The organism is Pseudomonas sp. NIBRBAC000502773 (assembly GCF_006517195.1).
In the GTDB taxonomy this organism is placed as follows: Bacteria; Pseudomonadota; Gammaproteobacteria; order Pseudomonadales; family Pseudomonadaceae; genus Aquipseudomonas; species Aquipseudomonas marginalis.
In genome coordinates this window covers 5154514-5171219 of record NZ_CP041189.1, presented here as the reverse complement: position 1 = coordinate 5171219, position 16706 = coordinate 5154514, and the positions used below count along the sequence as shown (strand labels likewise).

Genomic DNA, 16706 nt, shown 5'->3' with positions numbered 1-16706 from the left:
CTACCTTACCGATGTTTTTCCGGCGAAGGAACATCTACGCCACCCCGTGCCGGTTTCGACAACGAGAAAACCTTGAGCGCTCACAACCAGCACGTAGGGAATAGTAGGCACCAATCCTGTAATTGCTCAAGGCGTACCCGTCATCCCTGCCGCTGGCGGATATAGAAAGGGCCTCGATCAACCGGTGATCGAAGGCCTGAACATTGCCGGCAGTTGAACCTTGAGACGAACAGACGCTCTTAAAGTCACCTCTACATGCACAAAAGATGCGGGGCGTGGTAAAGGCCAGCCAAACGAAAGTGTCAGCCTCGATATATAAAATTTCATCTATTTACAAGGCTTAACACATGCGGGCCGGCCCTCTCAGCCTGGATCCAATCTCCGTCAGACTGCAAAAAACTGTACGGTTTTTATACGAATGTCCAAAAGATTAGCCAAAATAGATTCGGCACAAGAATTTTTTTTGCTTCTTGCGCTACGTCAGTTTACTTACTACAAGTAATGGGTAGTATGTACGCCGGCTATTAGCTCACTCTGAGAAAGTAGCCATTTAATAGAAAGTCCTTGAAGGGGAACACGATGAACAACGTTCTGAAATTCTCTGCTCTGGCTCTGGCCGCAGTTCTGGCTACCGGTTGCAGCAGCGTCTCCAAAGAAACCGAAGCTCGTCTGACTGCAACTGAAGACGCAGCAGCTCGCTCCCAGGCCCGTGCAGACGAAGCCTACCGTAAAGCTGATGAAGCTCTGGCTGCTGCTCAAAAAGCACAACAGACTGCTGACGAAGCTAACGAGCGCGCTCTGCGTATGCTTGAAAAAGCTAGCCGCAAGTAATAATCCCTCGGGATTGTTATCAAGCCGATCCATTCTTGGATCGGCTTTTTTATTGCCTGCGATTCGGACCAGCCCCCCCGCTCAATAAAAAGCCCGCCGCAGCGCCAGGCCGTGGCGGGCTCAGGAACGGGCCAGTCGCTTATTGCTGCAGGTCGATCGGCGCGCTGGAAGCTATCGGTGCAGCACCTGGCACACCGATCTCGGTGGGCAGGCCATCTTCGGCCGCGACCACATCACGCACCTGATCCCAGTTCACCCGCAGGTTATTGGCCAGGTCTTCACGCTTGAGCAAAGCGTTGATCACTGCCGTGTGCTTGTCGACCACCGACGGCGTGCCATCGTCGTTCAAGGGCGTATGCGCCTCGAGGTAGACCTTGCCGCCGCTGCTGCCGAACTTGTAGGCATCGTTGATGATCCGCACCGACGTCCCCACCGGGACCATGCCGGCCATTTCCAGCACGTTGTTGTTGAACATGCGGAAGCAACCGTGGCTGGTACGGGTGCCGATGCCGAACTTCATGTTGGAACCGTGGATGAGATACCCCGGCGTCCCTAGGGTGAACTTGAACGGCCCCAGGGGGTTGTCCGGGCCGGCCGGCACCACATTGGGCAGCGGGTCGCCGTTGGCGGCGTGCTCAGCCTTGATCGAGGCCGGCGGCGTCCAGGTCGGGTTCGGCGTCTTGGCGATGATGCTGGTGTGCGCAATGGGCGAGCCCCAGCCTTCACGACCAATCCCAAGCGGGAAGGTGTAGACCACGTCCTGCCCCTTGGGGAAGTAGTAGAGCCGATACTCCGCCAGGTTGATCACGATGCCTTCACGGGGGCCCGGCGGCAGGATGAAGCGCGTCGGCAGGACGATCTCGGTCCCCGCCCCCGGCAACCAGGCATCGACGCCCGGATTGGCCGCGACCATTTCCGAATAGCCCAGGTCGTAGGTGGTACCCAGGTCGGCAAAGGTGTCTTCGTACTTGGCCTTGATCACCTGGACCTGCCCGACGATGTCTTCGCCGGGTGGAGGCAGGGGCAACTGCAAGGCGGCGGCAGGACCGGCCGCACACAAGGCAGCAAGAGACAGGCAGCAGGTGACGACGGAAAGGCGCGACAACATCCGGAAAATCCTTCGCAGAACGACGGGTAGGTAAAAATCGATTGTATACGTGAAGCGGGCTTCTAGCTGCCCCCCTACAACTCGAAACGCAACTCGGGCCAGATTGGCGGCGTGCCACGCTTCTGGGACTCGAGGATCGCCCGGCACAAAGGGCACAGGCGCTGGTCCTGGAAAATCGAACGGTCGACCAGGGACCAACGCGGCTGCGCCGGCAATAACGTACCGCACAGGGTGCGATCGATGGAGCCGCCCAGTTCCAATTGACGCGTCACCAGATGCACCCGCACTTCCTGGCAGGCGAACAGATCCAGCTGCTCGTCCGGCTCGATCAGTTGGTAGTTAAACAGGGACCAGGCAGGACGCGACATCGGGGGCTCCAGATCGGGGGGGCGCCACCTTAGCCGAAAGCCTGCCGGTAGAAAAGCGTCATAGCAGCGGTTTTAGCGTCGGCCAGACATTTTCCAGCAATTTGCCCTGGGCGCCGAGAGCCGGGTGAAGTTGATCAGCCTGCATCAGCTCCGGATGACCACCCACGCCTTCAAGGAAAAACGGTACCAGCGGGATGTTTTTTTCCTTGGCCAGCGTGCCAAAGACTTCGGCGAATGCCGTGGTGTATCGCGGACCATAATTGGGCGGCAACTGCATCCCCAATAACAGCACCTTGGCACCGCCGGCCTTGGACTGATCAATCATCGACGCAAGATTTTGTTTCAATTGCGCCGGTGGCTGCCCACGCAGGCCATCGTTACCGCCCAACTCGATCACCACCACGTCCGGCTTATGCTCTGCAAGCGCCGCCGGCAGGCGCGCCAGGCCTCCGGCACTGGTGTCGCCGCTGATGGAGGCATTGACCACTTTATCGTCGAAACCTTCCTTCTTGAGCCGTTGCTGCAGCAATGCAACCCACCCTTTGCTGGTATCCAGGCCGAAACCGGCACTGATACTATCGCCAACGATCAGGACTGTACCCGCCGCTGCGTTCTGGGCCATGCACATCAAGGCCAGGCCAGCACTCAAAAACCACATTCGCATCGGATTCTCCATGGGCGCAAGCATTCTCACCGCGCGGAACCTCAGCAAAGTGGTTCCCAGCGCGGAAGGTGAACTGACTATCCTGCACGAACTGAGCCTGGAACTGAACAAGGGCGATAGCCTGGCTATCGTCGGCAGCTCCGGTTCCGGTAAATCCACCCTCCTCGGCCTGCTCGCCGGCCTCGACCTGCCCAGCAGCGGTGAAGTCACCCTCGCCGGCCAGGCCCTCAGCACCCTCGACGAAGACCAGCGCGCGCGCATCCGTGCCGAACACGTGGGCTTTGTGTTTCAGTCGTTCCAACTGCTCGACAGCCTCAATGCGCTGGAGAACGTCATGCTGCCGTTGGAGCTGGATGGCCGCAAGGACGCCCGCGAACGCGCCAGACACCTGCTGGAGCGCGTGGGCCTCGGCCAGCGCCTGACCCACTCCCCTCGCCAGCTTTCCGGGGGCGAACAGCAACGGGTGGCGATTGCCCGCGCCTTTGCCGCCGAGCCGGACGTGCTGTTTGCCGATGAGCCGACCGGCAACCTCGACAGCCACACCGGTGAGCGCATCAGCGACCTGCTGTTCGAGCTCAATAAAGAAAGCGGCACGACCCTGGTGCTGGTTACCCATGACGAGCGCCTGGCTCATCGTTGCCGACGCCTGATCCGCCTTGAAGCCGGCCTGATGGTCGCCCCCCTGGAGCCTTGATGGCACGTTTGCCGCTGTTGCGCCTGTTCAGCCTTGCCCTGCGCCAATTACTGCGCGATGCCCGCGCCGGCGAATTGCGTGTGTTGTTCTTCGCCCTGTTGGTGGCCGTGGCGGCCAGTACCGCCATCGGTTATTTCGGCGCCCGCCTCAACGGCGCCATGCTGTTGCGCGCCACTGAGTTCCTCGGCGCCGACCTGGTACTCGAAGGCAGCTCACCGGCACGCCCCGAACAAATCAGATCCGGGACCGAGCTGGGCCTGGATCACGCCCGTGTGGTTGAGTTTTCCAGCGTCATTGCCACCGACAATGGTATCCAGCTCTCCAGCATCAAGGCGGTCAACGAGCAGTATCCGCTACGCGGTGAGCTTAAGAGCGCAGCAGCCCCCTTTGGGGATGAAACCCCGGGCGGCGGGCCGAAACCCGGTGAGGCCTGGGTCGAGTCGCGGCTGCTGACGGCACTGGACCTGAACGTCGGCGACAGTATCGATGTGGGCATGAAGACCTTGCGCCTGGCACGTGTACTGACCTACGAACCGGATCGCGCCGGCAACTTCTATAGTCTGACGCCCAGGGTAATGATCAACCTGGCGGACCTGGACGCCACCGGTGTGGTCCAGCCGGGCAGTCGCGTCAGCTACCGCGAGCTATGGCGTGGCCCGCAGGCCAGTACCGCGCTGCAAACCTATCGAGACCTGATCAAGCCGGGGCTCGCCGCCAACCAGCGTCTTCAGGACTCACGGGACGGCAACCAGCAGATCGGCGGCGCCCTGGGCAAAGCCGAGCGCTACCTGAACATGGCCAGCCTGGTGGCCGTGCTGTTGGCCGGCGTGGCCGTGGCCCTGTCGGCCAACCGCTTTGCCACCCGCCGTTTCGACGCCAGTGCGTTGCTACGTTGCCTTGGGTTATCGCGACTCGAGGCCATGCTGCTGTTCAGCCTGCAATTGAGCGTACTGGGGTTGCTGGCGAGCCTGGCCGGCGCCCTGCTCGGTTGGCTGGCACAGTTTGGCCTGTTCTATTTCCTGCACGACCTGTTGCCGGCGGATGTTCCGCCTGGTGGACTGTTGCCGGCCATTGCCGGGATCGGCACCGGGCTGGTTGCTCTCGCGGGTTTCGCGCTGCCACCGTTGGCCGCTCTCGGTCGCGTACCGCCGCTGCGAGTGCTGAGGCGCGACCTGCTGCCTATCCCGTCCAGCACCTGGATGGTCTACGGCGCCGCGTTGTTCGCCCTGGGCCTGATCATGTGGCGCCTGAGCCTCGACCTGGTGCTGACCTTCGCCCTGCTGGGCGGCGGCGTGGTCGCCGCGCTGGTTCTGGGTGGCTTGCTTCTGCTGCTGTTGCAGAGCCTGCGACGCCTGTTGGCCCGGGCGTCCCTGCCTTGGCGCCTGGGCCTGGGCCAATTGCTGCGCCACCCGCTGGCGGCGGCGGGCCAGTCCCTGGCGTTCGGCCTGATCCTGTTGTCCATGGGCTTGATCGCCTTGCTGCGTGGCGAATTGCTGGACACCTGGCAAAACCAGCTGCCCAAGGACGCCCCCAACTATTTCGCCCTGAATATCCTGCCGGCCGATAAGGAAGCCTTTGGTGCCCGTCTGCTGGAAGTGCAGGCGCAATCCGCGCCGCTGTACCCGGTCGTGCCAGGACGGTTGGTCAGTATCAATGGCGAGCCGGTACAGGAAATAGTCAGCAAGGACTCCAGTGGTGACCGTGCCGTACAACGCGACCTGAGCCTGACCTGGGCCGCCGACCTGCCGCCGGGCAATACCCTGACCGAAGGCTCATGGTGGTCGCAACAACCCAGCGATGGAATTCCAGGAGTCTCGGTGGAGGCCAAGGTCGCGCAGAGCCTCAAGCTCAAGTTGAACGATCACCTGGTGTTCACCATCGCCGGGGAAAACCGTGAGGCGCGGGTTGCCAGCCTGCGAACCATCAACTGGGATAACTTCCAGCCGAACTTCTTCATGATTTTCCAACCGGGAACCTTGACGGACCTGCCGGCCACCTACCTGACCAGCTTCTACCTCGCGCCAGGGCATGATCAGCAGATCGTTGATCTGTCCCGCGCCTTTCCGGCGGTGACCATCCTGCAGGTCGAGGCGCTGCTGGAGCAACTGCGCAGCATCCTCGCCCAAGTGACCCTGGCGGTGGAGTACGTGTTGTTGTTTGTGCTGGCCGCTGGGATGGCGGTGCTGTTCTCCGGCCTGCAAGCCACCTTGGATGAGCGCATTCGCCAAGGTGCACTGCTGCGAGCACTGGGCGCGGAGCGCAAGCTGCTGGTCAAGGCGCGGCGCATCGAGTTTGGCTTGCTGGGCGCAGTCAGCGGCTTGCTGGCGGCACTGGGTACCGAGTTGGTGACGTGGGTGCTGTACCGCTATGCCTTCGACCTGGCCTGGCAACCGCACCCCTGGCTGTTGCTGCTGCCTGTGATCGGCGCCATATTGATCGGCGGTGCCGGGGTGTTCGGCACACGCCGTGCGCTGAACGCCAGCCCGCTGACGGTATTGCGCGAGGGCTGAGCGCTCCATGACCCGCCTGCCTCACGGGGGGGCGGGTCAACGTCACTTACTTCACGTACTCGATAGCGGTGATCCACCAGCACACCTCACCTCCAGGGGTCTGCACGATGGCCTCATCGTCGACTTCCTTGCGCAGCAGCGCACGGGCCATTGGTGAATCGATGGAGATATAGTCCATCCGATCATAAATCTCGTCATAACCGACGATGCGGAAACGCTTGGTCTCGCCCTGCTCGTTTTCAATCTCGACCCAGGCGCCGAAAAATACCTTCCCCTCCTGCTCGGGCATGTACTCCACCACGCGCATGTCTTCCAGACGCTTGCGTAAATACCGCACCCTCCGGTCGATTTCACGCAGCAGCTTCTTGTTGTACTGATAGTCAGCATTCTCACTGCGATCCCCCAGGGAAGCAGCCCACGTCACCTTGCGTGTGGTATCCGGACGCTTTTCGCGCCATAGGTAATCCAGCTCTTTCTTCAGCGCTTCATGACCTTCTTTGGTAATCAGCTTGGTACTCAAACGCATGCATCCCCAGGCAATGTCCATAGGTACCGATAGGCCAGGAAATCACACCCTGGCGTCGGTTCACTGGCTTTGATGATAAATGAACCCGAGAAAGTAGCCAGGCCAGTCTAACCATCCAAGGCCTGATCCAGTTCAAGCAGCACACCCCGCAGGCTCTGGCGCAAGCCCGATACTTGCGAGGTCATCACCTTCAGGGCCTCGGTTCGCTGACTGACTGCCAGGGACTGGTCATGCAGTTGGGCGGTGCGCTGCTCCAGATCCCGGGCCTTTTCATCCAACTGGGTTTGCTCCTGCTGCAATCGGGCCTGCCATTGATCAAGCGCCGCTTCCCTCTCCACTGCAGCGAGTTTCTGTTGGGTCAGCTCCTGAGCGACACGAGCGAGGTTGTTCAACGTACTGCCCACTTCGGACAAAGTACCGTCATCCGCGGGTGCCGGAAGCTGCGGCTGCGGCTGCGGCGCCGCGGGGCTTGGGACAACAGGTGCATCCTGAGCAATGGCCACAGGTGCGTCAAACGACATCTCTCGGGACTCTTCTACAACAGGTTCATGTACAGGCTCGGGTGAATTCCCCCTGACAGGTGAACTCATTTTCGACGAGAAACGGATGGAAGGCACAATCAATGAAGCACTTTCGATTGCCGGCATCACTGGCGCAGACATTCCCCAGGTGATCACTTTCATCACCAGTGCCTTCTTGATGATCACCGAGTGATGTTCTTCGGGCCTTGCAGGCGGCAGCTTGCAGCCTTTCAAATCAATAAAATGATAAGGAACCTGAGTTTCGGTAACACCCGCCTTGGCGCCTGCCGCCACCGATGTAAGAATCTGCTTGAAGACATGCATTGCCACATGCAGGTCTTCCTTGGACTCGACACCGCCCAGAAAATACCGATCAAGTTTTTTGCGCAAGGCTGCGATATAAACTCTGGAACTCGCAGGCTCAACCTCTTCATCCAAGCTATAGACAAGGAAGTTGGAGGCAATCTGACCTACAGCAAACCCACAGAGCAATGCACCGTTGACCGGAGCATCCTGACCGTCGCGTTCAAGAACAAGGGTACGTAGAAGCATCATGGTAATCGGGCCTCCTTACAAAATTCGAAAAGTCTCTATAACTTTCAGACATTCACTCAACAATTAAAGGTTAAAAATACAAAACAATTGTTTCAGCGACCTGCCTGGCGCGCACGTAGGAGTTTTCCTATTAATGCAGAGCGGCGTTCCCAAAAACAGCTATTACTCGTACCCTTTTCAAACTCTCCTCTTCTACGACCACACCACGCTAAATGATCGAGATAATCAACCTGACAAAACATTCAAACAATAAAAAAATAATCAGCGATTTTTCATTCAGCGCAAATAAGCAGGAATGCCTGGGACTATTCGGCGAAAATCCTACAGTTAAAACAGCCCTTCTCGATGTAATATCGGGCTCAAGCACTCCTTCCAGCGGGCATATAAACATTCAAGGCTTCAGTACTAAAACCCACCCATTTAAAACAAAAAAACTCATAGGCTATCAACTGCATAGGAGTGTCAGTCATCCTACGATGTCGGTTAAAGAGTTCCTTGACTACATCGCAGCCATTCGCGGACTGCGCGGCACCGAAAAACGCGCTCAGGTGGAATATGCCGCTACACGTTTGGAATTGTTGCCGGTGCTCAACGCGCCCCTCGAGGCTCTCTCCATGGGGTTGGAACGCAAAGTCGCCATTGCCCAGGCCATCCTGCACACCCCGGCCTTGCTATTACTGGATGAACCGACCGAAGGGCTGGCATCTGATCAGAAATACAAACTCAGAAGCCTCATCCAGTCATTGACGCAGGAAATGACAGTGATCGTCGCTTCCCGACACAGCGATGAATTGTCCGAATTCTGTACGCGCGCGCTGGTTATCGCAGGCGATCGTCTGGTGGCCGATGCCCCCATGCCGGATTTGCAACGCGACTCTCGCCATTTCCAGGCGGTCACCCTCACCGCAGATGCCCCCTTGGATCTGCTGGCTCTCGCCGTACTGCCAGGGGTGGCAGGCATTGAAGAACATCGACACGCGCCCGGCACGGTGACGGTCCTGGCTATGCCGGGGCACACCATCTACCCCCATATCAATACGCTCATCGCCAATCGCCGCTGGAAAATCAACTCACTGAGCGTGGAGCCTGGTCGCCTCAGCGACGTAGTTCACCATCTGAGCCGAGAGATCCGCCGTTGAAACTGCTGCCCGTCATTTTCAAGCGTCAACTCGCCCACTATGCCGGAGCACCCGGCACTTATCTGAGCATTGCGATTTTTTCAGTACTGTCCGTGGCATTGGGGTTGCACATGAGTGCGTGGCCAGAACAGGACAGCGGTCACTTGCAGATTTTCTTCCAGCTACACCCCTGGCTCTATTTGTTGCTGATTCCTGTACTGGCGGCACAACTCTGGGCGGACGAGTCCAATGCCGGCTTTCTCAACCTGATGAAAACATTGCCCATCACCACGTTTGAATGGGTTATTGGCAAATTTTTAGCAGCCTGGGTCGTGGCGGGTACCGCCCTAATGCTGACCTTCCCTCTCGTGATCATTGCCAACTACCTGGGCGTGGCGGACAACAGCATTATTGCCTCGCAATTTTTGTCGAGCTGGCTGCTGGCTGGCAGTTATCTCGCCGTCGGTTTTTTTATTTTCACACTGGTGCGCCAGCGCACAGTCCTTTTCATACTGACAGTGGTCTTAATGCTCATCGTCAGCGCGCTCTCTTATTTACTCGATACACTTGAACACCAAGCGCCAATTGTGGCGGTAGACAGCTTGGTTTCCCTCAGCCCTTTTTCGAGATACAGCGCTATCGACAACGGGAAGTTGACACTTCGCGACACGCTTTACTTCATCAGCATGATCTTAGCGTTTCTCGCAGCGACGACCGTAACTCTCAACTACAAACACAGCTGAGAAGGAAAGCCCTCCATGCGACCTACTCTGCGCACCGGCATGACACTCACTGTCATCCTGTTACTATTCCTGGCGTTTAACTTAGTTTGGGTAGGAAAGATTCCGGATATTCGATGGGATTTCTCACAAGGAAAAACTCATACCCTATCGCCTCAAGTACGACAGCTACTCGCGTCATTGGAAAGTCCTATGGATTTGTATTTTTTCAATGCCCATGACGCCCCTGAGCGAAGCTACGCCTTGAAGCGCTATGGCAAGCGCATCGAAGACCGGTTGATGGAGTACGAAAAAGCAGCGAAAGGCATGATCAACCTGCACCTTATAGATCCCATGCCTTTTTCAGAAGACGCCTACAAAGCCAAGTTGTTTGGCCTCGACAACAATGGGGGATTCATGGGCCTGATCGGTACGCGAGCCGGCTACGGGGCACAACGTATCGAATCATTCAGCTTGGACCGTGAGCCATTGCTCGAATATGAAATCAGTCATTTGATCTACAAGTTGCAGCATCCGGAGCGCCCCGTTATCGGACTGCTATCAGGGGTGGCGATGGGAGAATCCTCTGGTCGATTGTTGAAACAACTGCAGCGACATTTCAATCTGGTCAATCTGGGAGCGGCCACCGACCCCGTACCGGAACAGGTCAAGACGCTCATGGTCGTGCATCCACAGGCGTTACCTGAGCAAGCGATGTATCAGATTGAACAGTTTGTCTTGAAGGGCGGTAAGTTGATGGCATTTATCGACCCCCTGAGCGAGCAAAGCTCGAACACCACATCCGCCAACAACCGACTGCCTGATTTGCTTGCCGCTTGGGGGATACAGATGCCAGCGGACAAATTTCTGCTGGACCACCGCTACGCGGCGTCGCCTCCCCCTGTGAACGGGAAGCTCACAGTGCAGCTTCCGGGCCGGTTGACCCTGCCCCGGCAGGCGATGAAGACAGACGACCCGAGCACCTGGAAATTGAATACCGTGACGGTATCGAGCAGCGGCGCGCTCTTTCGCCGCCAGAAAGGTCGCACCACCCTGACCCCTCTTCTATACAGCTCCGGGCAATCCGAGTTGCGGGAGACCAAGCGGCTTGCCTCAGCACCCGAGTTCGATTCAGCGGCCGATGAGGCCTCCAGCCAAGCGCAACGCCATGTGATTGCAGCCCGTATAGAGGGGCCTGCCTATTCAGCATTTCCCGATGGCATTGAAGGACAGCCGGCAGGTGTGCAAAAAGCGGCGCAGATCCATGTGGTGGTGGTCGCCGACACCGATTTGCTCACGGATCAAGTCAATAGCCCAGCGCCCGACAGCAACACGTTGTTTATCTTGAATACGCTGGATAACTTGTCCGCCGGTGATGTACTGACCACCATTCGCCCGCGCGCGCCGGCGCAACGATCGCCGAACAGGCTGGACCAGATGCGCGACAGCGCCGCACACGCTTACGCGCAGAAGGCGACTGAATTGGAACAACGCCTGCTACGAACAGAACAGGAATGGCAAATGCTGCGCCCAACGCAGATCACACTCGGCTCCCAGACAGTAGACACCACCACCCAATTGGTTGCACTCAACAAGGAACGCCTGCGCTTACCAATGGAATTACATGCCTTGAGGGCCGAGGCATACGCGCAGGTACATCGCCTGGAGTTCGTCATAAAAATGGTGGTGACCTTGGCGATCCCCCTGACGCTATGCCTGGTTGCCTGGGTGGTTTTTCGCTGCAATCGACGGCGTCGACTACAGGCGGGAGTCGCGCTCTACTGAGCGTTCAACGCCTGGCAATCAGGCCCTGCCGGGCAATGCGGGTCAATTGTCGGATGACTTCCTGCGCGTCGCTGGCGCTGGGGGCCTGGATAACCGCAAGATCGAAGCTGTTATTCGCAAACCGGGCAAGAGAATCGCCATCTTCCACAAACTGAATCAAGAATGCCGATGGCCGTCCGCTGCGACGTGGCCACCCGTCCAGATAACGTAAGAGCGTAGGCTGATGCTTGCCGCCCAGGAGGATTTTTGGATTGCGTTGGGTGAGGTCCGCGGTGATCGGGGCCAGGCGTATCAGGGGGCGTAGTGCATTCATCGTGTCGTGTCTCTGCCTCAAAAGTCTGCGGGCAGGTGAGAGGCAACACCGAACCAGCGCTTTAGCGGTATTTCGAAGTTGCCTCCTCAGGGGAAAACAGGCTTCTGTCGGGTTCTATCAAGACCCTGTGGCGCCCCGCAATTAGCTGTTTAAATCGGCGCATGCGCAGCATCCTAGAGAAGCCGGTGGGGCGGTGTCAAGAATCCCGAGCAACGAAAAGGCCCACACAGTGGTGGGCCTTTTCAGAGTTTTGCGCAGGTGTCAGTTGGCGATGGCGCGGTCGGCAGACAGTTTGCCAGCACCTTCCAGCAGCACCGCCAGGGAGCCGCCCAGCAGGGCCAGTGCGAACTCATAACCGTTGTTGGCCATGAACAAGCCGTTATGGATATGCACCGAGAAGATCGCCACCAGCGACAGAATGGTCAGGCCCAATGCCGCCGGGCGTACCAGCAAACCGATGATCAGTGCCAGGCCGGCAAAGAACTCGGTTCCGCCAGACAGCAGCGCCATCAGGGTGCCCGGCGCCAGGCCAATGCTTTCCATCCACTGGGCGGTGCCCGCCAGGCCATAGCCGCCAAACCAACCGAAGAGTTTTTGCGAACCATGGGCGGCAAAGATGATGCCGACGAAGATGCGCAGGATGGTCAGGCCGTAGCCGGCACGAGTGGACAGTACGCTTTTGATCATTGGGCTCATGGGGTGGATCCTTTTCGAAGTAGGGGTTGGTTGGCCGCTATATTAATCAGTTTAAGCAATGACAAAAGCCGAAAAACTGCCTGATTAACATCGAAAAAATAGATTATTTCCGTGAGGCGATTTTCGGCGCCGACGGTTCCAGGGACTCTCGCTCCCGATCAAACGCCAAGTAGTACTTGTTGACGCTGTTCACATAGCTGACGGCCCCCATCCCCACCTGCTCCATGGCGATGCGTTCCACCTGGAAGAACCACTGATTGGGGTTCAGTCCCCGGCGCCTGGCCTCGGCGCGCATGCCCTGCACCCGCTCCGGCCCCATGTTGTACGCGGCCAATACGAAAGCCATGCGCTCGCGCTCGTTGAGCTTGGGGCTGGCGAAGAATTTGCGACGGATCAACGCCAGGTAACGCGCGCCGGCCTGCACATTGCTGTCGAGGTTTTCGATGTTGTTGACGCCCACCCGCTGCGCTGCCGAAGGGGTGATCTGCATCAGGCCGGTAGGGCCGCCACTGTTACGCGCACCCGGGTCGAAAGCCGACTCCTTGAACGCCAGCGCCGCGAGGTTCAGCCAGTCCATGCCTTGCTCACGGGCGTGCTTTTGCAATACCGGGCGCAGTTTTTCCAGGCGCTGGCGGTCGACGCGGGCCAGCGGGTTGCGCACTTGGTAGAGGCGCCGATAGATGCGCTGGAATGCCACGTCCTGGTCGGACGGCGTGCGATAGGTCTTGAGAAATCGGTCAATACTGGCCCGCAGCATCGAGGCATCCTGGCGCACAAACCAGTACTCGTCGCCCGGTTCGCTGATTGCCACCTGCTTGTCGAAACGCAACTTGGGCAGGATCTTCGACCAGCGTTCGGCAATCGGCTTCTCGACGATCGTCAGGTGAAAAATACCCGCCTGGACCATCTCCAGCACATCCTCAACCGCGAGGGTCGGGTCCACCCATTCCACTTTTACCGGCGGCTGTTTGTGCAAGGCCAGCTTCTGGTTGACCTGGCTGATGGCATCCGCCGCCGCGCTGCCGGTGGTCAGCGCCAGGGTACGTCCGGACAGTTGCTCCAGCTTGGTAAACCGCCGCTCCCCCTTCACCCCCACCAGCCATAACGGCACACCGCTGGCGATCGGATCACTGGTGCTGATCTTGTGTGCGGCCTTCACATCCAGCAATTCACCGGGGGCCACCAGGTCACCTTCGCCACGGGCCAATGCGCCGAGCAGTTGGTCCTTGGCCTTGGGAATGATCTTGAGGTTGATTTCCTGGCCATCCCGGGCGTGGCCATTGAGGTATTGCTCGAACGCACGCAGGCGATGGTATTCGACACCAATGGCCTGGCCCTGGACTTCGCCGGAACTGTTACGGCTCTGGTTGACCAGTACACGCAGGGTGCGACTCGAGCGAATTTCCGCCAGATCGCGCACCTTGCCGGGCCTGGTCACTTCCAGTGGCCCGTCCAGACGTGCGAGCGCCGCTGCGGGCAGCAGCAGCGTCAGGCACAACATAAGCAACGCCGAGGGTCGGATCATCCGCTCTCCGGAAAGAATACTGGCCAACACCCTCGCGAAAAACGAGTTGTTGGGGTCAGAAACAGAGCGCTTTAAGCGCTGGCAAGACGCGCAACGGTGGCACAGTGCAAGGCGTGCAGCCAATCACGATGTCACTTGCGACGTTCAAAGACAGCTATAACTCGTTGTAGTTCTTAGTTTTTCTTATAAATCTACAGCTCTGATATGCTTTCCGGCCGCAGGCGGAGATAGCACCATGCAACTCATTGATATCGGCGTCAACCTGACCAACCCCAGTTTCGACGAGAAGCACCAGGCTGTTCTCGACCGCGCCTATGCCGCCGGGGTGCAACAATTGGTGCTCACCGGCACCAGCGTCGACGGCAGCGAACAGGCCTTTGAACTGTGCGTCAACCTCGATGACAGCGGCCAGCGCCTGTTCAGCACGGCCGGCATCCACCCCCACTCCGCCAGCGATTGGAACGGCGATAGCGCCAGGCGCCTGCGTGGTTTGCTCAACGAAAGCCGCGTGCGTGCAGTGGGCGAATGCGGGCTGGATTTCAATCGGGATTTCTCTCCGCGCCCGCAACAGGAAAAAGTCCTCGAAGAGCACTTGGCGCTGGCGGTTGAGCTCAAACTGCCGGTGTTTCTCCACGAGCGCGACGCCAACCAGCGCCTGCTGGAGATCCTCAAGGACTACCGCGACCACCTGAGCGCAGCCGTGGTGCATTGCTTCACCGGCGAACAACCGGCGCTGTTCAGCTACCTCGATCTCGATTTGCACATTGGCATTACCGGCTGGATCTGTGATGAGCGCCGTGGGACGCACCTGCATCCGTTGGTCAGGGAAATTCCCCGTGGTCGTCTGATGCTGGAAAGCGATGCGCCCTACCTGCTGCCGCGCACCCTGCGTCCAAAGCCGAAAAACGGCCGTAACGAACCCGCCTACCTACCGGAAGTGCTGCGCGAAGTCGCCCTGCACCGCAACGAAACGGCCGAGGACCTGGCTCAGCACAGCACCGCCTGTGCCCGCACGTTTTTTGGGCTGCCTGCCGTGGATTGATGCGGTGCATTGACCCATGTCAAAACCGCTTTTCTGAGTAGCGGCACAATAATGGCACCTTGCCAATGCTGTTTCCGCTATCAGAGAAAACCTTCCATGGGTGCCTGGCTTAGCAATATCTCGCTGAAATACAAATTCTGGGCCGTCAACGCGGTCGCCTTTATCACGACCCTGCTTCTGGTGCTGTATGCCGTGCATCTCGAACAGCAATCGCGCAGCCATGCGTCCCAGGCCTCGGCCCAGGCCCAGGCGCAATTGCTCGGTGCCTGGCCGGCCGACAAGGCCCTGCCCAAGAGCGAGCACTGGCTGACGTTTGCCCGAGGCCAAGCCCCACAGCTGGCCGATCAGGATCTGTCAGCCCTGAGCAGCAACACGGGTTGGGTCGAACTCAACCCCATGCCGCTGTTCGGCGAAAACACGCTGATGGGCGCTGAAGTGATCGCCCGCCCTGATGGGCAGTACATCGCCGTGCTCGCCCGCGCCCCCAGCCTGAGCCAGGTATTCAGTGAACGCTTCGCCAACTATGCCGTGGCGGTGCTGATCCTGATGCTGGCGATGCTCTGCGCCTCCCAATTGCTGATCCGCTTCCTGCTCAGCCAACTAAACACCCTCAAGGACGTGATGCTGCACGTGGAGAAAACCGGCGACCTGTCGGCCCGCGTGCCATTGGCCTGCAAGGATGAAGTCGGCCAGATGGCCAGCGCCTTCAATGCCATGCAAGCCGGTTATCAGCGCGTGGTCAGCACCGTGGCGCGCACCGCCAAGCTTCTGGACGAGGGTGCCGCTCGATTGGCCAGCAGCATGAACGAGGTACAACACGGCATGCTTGGCCAGCAAAGCGAGACCGACCAGGCCGCCACCGCCATCAACGAAATGACCGCCACCGTCTACCACATCGCCCAACATGCCGGCGCCACCCGCGACTTGTCCCAGTCCGCCGATACCCTCGCTGGCAGCGGTCAGGACGTGGTCACCCGCGTACAGCATTCAATCGCCGGCCTGTCTTCCGGCGTGCAACAGACCGCCGAAATGATCCAGAAACTGGCCGAAGACAGCCAGAAAATCAACAGCGTGGTCAGTGTGATCCACAGCATCGCCGAACAGACCAATCTGCTCGCCCTCAACGCCGCCATCGAAGCTGCTCGCGCCGGGGAAATGGGCCGTGGGTTTGCCGTGGTCGCCGACGAAGTGCGCAACCTGGCCAAGCGCGTGCAAAGCTCCACCGACGAAATCACCCGCATGGTCTCGGCGCTGCAGGCCGGCACCCGCGACGCGGTGGACTTCATGCAGGAAAGCTCGTTCAAGGCCGACGACTGCGTACAACAAGCCCTGGAAGCCGGCACAGCACTCGCCGAAATCACCAGCGCCGTGGCGCAAATGCGTGAAAGCAACACCCAGATCGCCGTCGCCGCCGAACAGCAAAGCCACGTGGCCGAAGAGATGAACCGCGCAGTGGTGAGCATTCGTGATGTGACCGAGAACACCGTGCAACAGACGGTGGATTCGGCGACCACCAGCAATGAGCTGGCAACGTTGGCTGGTGAGTTGAGCAAGGCGATTGGGCAACTGAAGCTGTAGGGCTTCTCCACCTGTAATCCGACTCCTACGATCGACTCTGCGTTTACCCGAAGTTTTGGCGACTCCTCCTAGCCGTCCTGGCGAATAGCGCCGACTTCTTTACCTGACGAAGCCCTCCAAAGTCTCTCGCCTGATCATTCAGTGCGAGGGACC

16 protein-coding genes are annotated in these 16706 nt (G+C 58.9%); 8 read left to right on the top strand and 8 right to left on the bottom strand.

Annotation, left to right across the window (positions count from 1 at the left end; genetic code table 11):
* Positions 1–579 precede the first annotated feature (579 nt).
* Entirely contained in the window at positions 580–831 is a 252-nt protein-coding gene (gene oprI, locus NIBR502773_RS23940; RefSeq protein ID WP_003172710.1) for an outer membrane lipoprotei OprI, read from the top strand.
* Between the two features lie 139 nt (positions 832–970).
* Here the strand turns inward: oprI and NIBR502773_RS23935 are convergent, their stop codons facing one another.
* The 3 genes from NIBR502773_RS23935 to NIBR502773_RS23925 all read right to left on the bottom strand — a co-directional run bounded on the left by NIBR502773_RS23935 (position 971) and on the right by NIBR502773_RS23925 (position 2971).
* On the bottom strand, positions 971–1939 hold the full coding sequence (locus tag NIBR502773_RS23935) for a L,D-transpeptidase family protein (protein ID WP_027606975.1): 969 nt from the start codon (positions 1937–1939) through the stop codon (positions 971–973).
* 74 nt (positions 1940–2013) lie between these two features.
* The gene (locus NIBR502773_RS23930) at positions 2014–2307 is read right to left on the bottom strand and encodes a hypothetical protein (protein WP_003172705.1); all 294 of its coding nucleotides are present in this window, start codon (positions 2305–2307) and stop codon (positions 2014–2016) included.
* A 58-nt stretch (positions 2308–2365) separates the two neighbouring features.
* Positions 2366–2971 carry an arylesterase gene (locus NIBR502773_RS23925; protein WP_065939983.1) on the bottom strand — a complete coding sequence of 202 codons (606 nt, stop codon included), beginning with the start codon at positions 2969–2971 and terminating at the stop codon, positions 2366–2368.
* A 10-nt stretch (positions 2972–2981) separates the two neighbouring features.
* Between NIBR502773_RS23925 and NIBR502773_RS23920 the strand changes: the two genes are divergently transcribed.
* Together NIBR502773_RS23920 and NIBR502773_RS23915 are read left to right on the top strand one after the other, a co-directional pair.
* Complete coding sequence (locus NIBR502773_RS23920) at positions 2982–3665, top strand: ABC transporter ATP-binding protein (protein ID WP_005786391.1); 684 nt, start codon at positions 2982–2984, stop codon at positions 3663–3665.
* Positions 3665–6175: an ABC transporter permease gene (locus NIBR502773_RS23915; RefSeq protein ID WP_141157112.1), complete on the top strand. Its 2511-nt coding sequence runs from the start codon at positions 3665–3667 to the stop codon at positions 6173–6175. The genes NIBR502773_RS23920 and NIBR502773_RS23915 overlap by 1 nt, the downstream gene beginning before the upstream one ends.
* 46 nt (positions 6176–6221) lie before the next feature.
* On the opposite strand, the gene greB is transcribed toward NIBR502773_RS23915, so the two are convergent.
* Positions 6222–6695: a transcription elongation factor GreB gene (gene greB, locus NIBR502773_RS23910; protein ID WP_027606972.1), complete on the bottom strand. Its 474-nt coding sequence runs from the start codon at positions 6693–6695 to the stop codon at positions 6222–6224.
* Positions 6696–6808: 113 nt separating this feature from the next.
* Entirely contained in the window at positions 6809–7777 is a 969-nt protein-coding gene (locus NIBR502773_RS23905; RefSeq protein WP_141157111.1) for a hypothetical protein, read from the bottom strand.
* A 212-nt stretch (positions 7778–7989) separates the two neighbouring features.
* Between NIBR502773_RS23905 and NIBR502773_RS23900 the strand changes: the two genes are divergently transcribed.
* The 3 genes from NIBR502773_RS23900 to NIBR502773_RS23890 are packed head-to-tail and all read left to right on the top strand — an operon-like array spanning position 7990 to position 11399.
* Positions 7990–8916, top strand: coding sequence for an ATP-binding cassette domain-containing protein (locus tag NIBR502773_RS23900; RefSeq protein WP_141157110.1), 927 nt, complete (start codon positions 7990–7992; stop codon positions 8914–8916).
* Positions 8913–9638, top strand: a complete 726-nt coding sequence (locus NIBR502773_RS23895; RefSeq protein ID WP_141157109.1) for an ABC transporter permease — start codon at positions 8913–8915, stop codon at positions 9636–9638. Before NIBR502773_RS23900 ends, NIBR502773_RS23895 begins: the two co-directional genes overlap by 4 nt.
* Before the next feature lie 15 nt (positions 9639–9653).
* Complete coding sequence (locus NIBR502773_RS23890) at positions 9654–11399, top strand: Gldg family protein (protein ID WP_141157108.1); 1746 nt, start codon at positions 9654–9656, stop codon at positions 11397–11399.
* A gap of 4 nt (positions 11400–11403) precedes the next feature.
* Here the strand turns inward: NIBR502773_RS23890 and NIBR502773_RS23885 are convergent, their stop codons facing one another.
* From NIBR502773_RS23885 to NIBR502773_RS23875, 3 genes are all read right to left on the bottom strand, one after another.
* On the bottom strand, positions 11404–11712 hold the full coding sequence (locus NIBR502773_RS23885; protein WP_065924423.1) for a hypothetical protein: 309 nt from the start codon (positions 11710–11712) through the stop codon (positions 11404–11406).
* A 261-nt stretch (positions 11713–11973) separates the two neighbouring features.
* Positions 11974–12408, bottom strand: a complete 435-nt coding sequence (locus NIBR502773_RS23880) for a DoxX family protein (protein WP_141157107.1) — start codon at positions 12406–12408, stop codon at positions 11974–11976.
* Between the two features lie 103 nt (positions 12409–12511).
* On the bottom strand, positions 12512–13933 hold the full coding sequence (locus NIBR502773_RS23875; protein ID WP_141157106.1) for a transglycosylase SLT domain-containing protein: 1422 nt from the start codon (positions 13931–13933) through the stop codon (positions 12512–12514).
* A 235-nt stretch (positions 13934–14168) separates the two neighbouring features.
* Between NIBR502773_RS23875 and NIBR502773_RS23870 the strand changes: the two genes are divergently transcribed.
* Both NIBR502773_RS23870 and NIBR502773_RS23865 read left to right on the top strand, forming a co-directional pair.
* Positions 14169–14975, top strand: coding sequence for a TatD family hydrolase (locus NIBR502773_RS23870; RefSeq protein WP_141157105.1), 807 nt, complete (start codon positions 14169–14171; stop codon positions 14973–14975).
* A gap of 96 nt (positions 14976–15071) precedes the next feature.
* Positions 15072–16553 carry a methyl-accepting chemotaxis protein gene (locus NIBR502773_RS23865; RefSeq protein WP_141157104.1) on the top strand — a complete coding sequence of 494 codons (1482 nt, stop codon included), beginning with the start codon at positions 15072–15074 and terminating at the stop codon, positions 16551–16553.
* The last annotated feature ends 153 nt before the right edge of the window (positions 16554–16706 follow it).

Bases quoted from the DNA above. Each gene is read 5' to 3' on its own strand.
- NIBR502773_RS23935 (WP_027606975.1), bottom strand. From the start codon at position 1,939: ATGTTGTCGCGCCTTTCCGTCGTCACCTGCTGCCTGTCTCTTGCTGCC.
- NIBR502773_RS23870 (WP_141157105.1), top strand. From the start codon at position 14,169: ATGCAACTCATTGATATCGGCGTCAACCTGACCAACCCCAGTTTCGAC.
- NIBR502773_RS23900 (WP_141157110.1), top strand. From the start codon at position 7,990: ATGATCGAGATAATCAACCTGACAAAACATTCAAACAATAAAAAAATA.
- NIBR502773_RS23915 (WP_141157112.1), top strand. From the start codon at position 3,665: ATGGCACGTTTGCCGCTGTTGCGCCTGTTCAGCCTTGCCCTGCGCCAA.
- NIBR502773_RS23925 (WP_065939983.1), bottom strand. From the start codon at position 2,971: ATGCGAATGTGGTTTTTGAGTGCTGGCCTGGCCTTGATGTGCATGGCC.
- NIBR502773_RS23865 (WP_141157104.1), top strand. From the start codon at position 15,072: ATGGGTGCCTGGCTTAGCAATATCTCGCTGAAATACAAATTCTGGGCC.
- NIBR502773_RS23885 (WP_065924423.1), bottom strand. From the start codon at position 11,712: ATGAATGCACTACGCCCCCTGATACGCCTGGCCCCGATCACCGCGGAC.
- NIBR502773_RS23880 (WP_141157107.1), bottom strand. From the start codon at position 12,408: ATGAGCCCAATGATCAAAAGCGTACTGTCCACTCGTGCCGGCTACGGC.
- NIBR502773_RS23920 (WP_005786391.1), top strand. From the start codon at position 2,982: ATGGGCGCAAGCATTCTCACCGCGCGGAACCTCAGCAAAGTGGTTCCC.
- NIBR502773_RS23875 (WP_141157106.1), bottom strand. From the start codon at position 13,933: ATGATCCGACCCTCGGCGTTGCTTATGTTGTGCCTGACGCTGCTGCTG.
- NIBR502773_RS23905 (WP_141157111.1), bottom strand. From the start codon at position 7,777: ATGATGCTTCTACGTACCCTTGTTCTTGAACGCGACGGTCAGGATGCT.
- oprI (WP_003172710.1), top strand. From the start codon at position 580: ATGAACAACGTTCTGAAATTCTCTGCTCTGGCTCTGGCCGCAGTTCTG.
- NIBR502773_RS23890 (WP_141157108.1), top strand. From the start codon at position 9,654: ATGCGACCTACTCTGCGCACCGGCATGACACTCACTGTCATCCTGTTA.
- NIBR502773_RS23930 (WP_003172705.1), bottom strand. From the start codon at position 2,307: ATGTCGCGTCCTGCCTGGTCCCTGTTTAACTACCAACTGATCGAGCCG.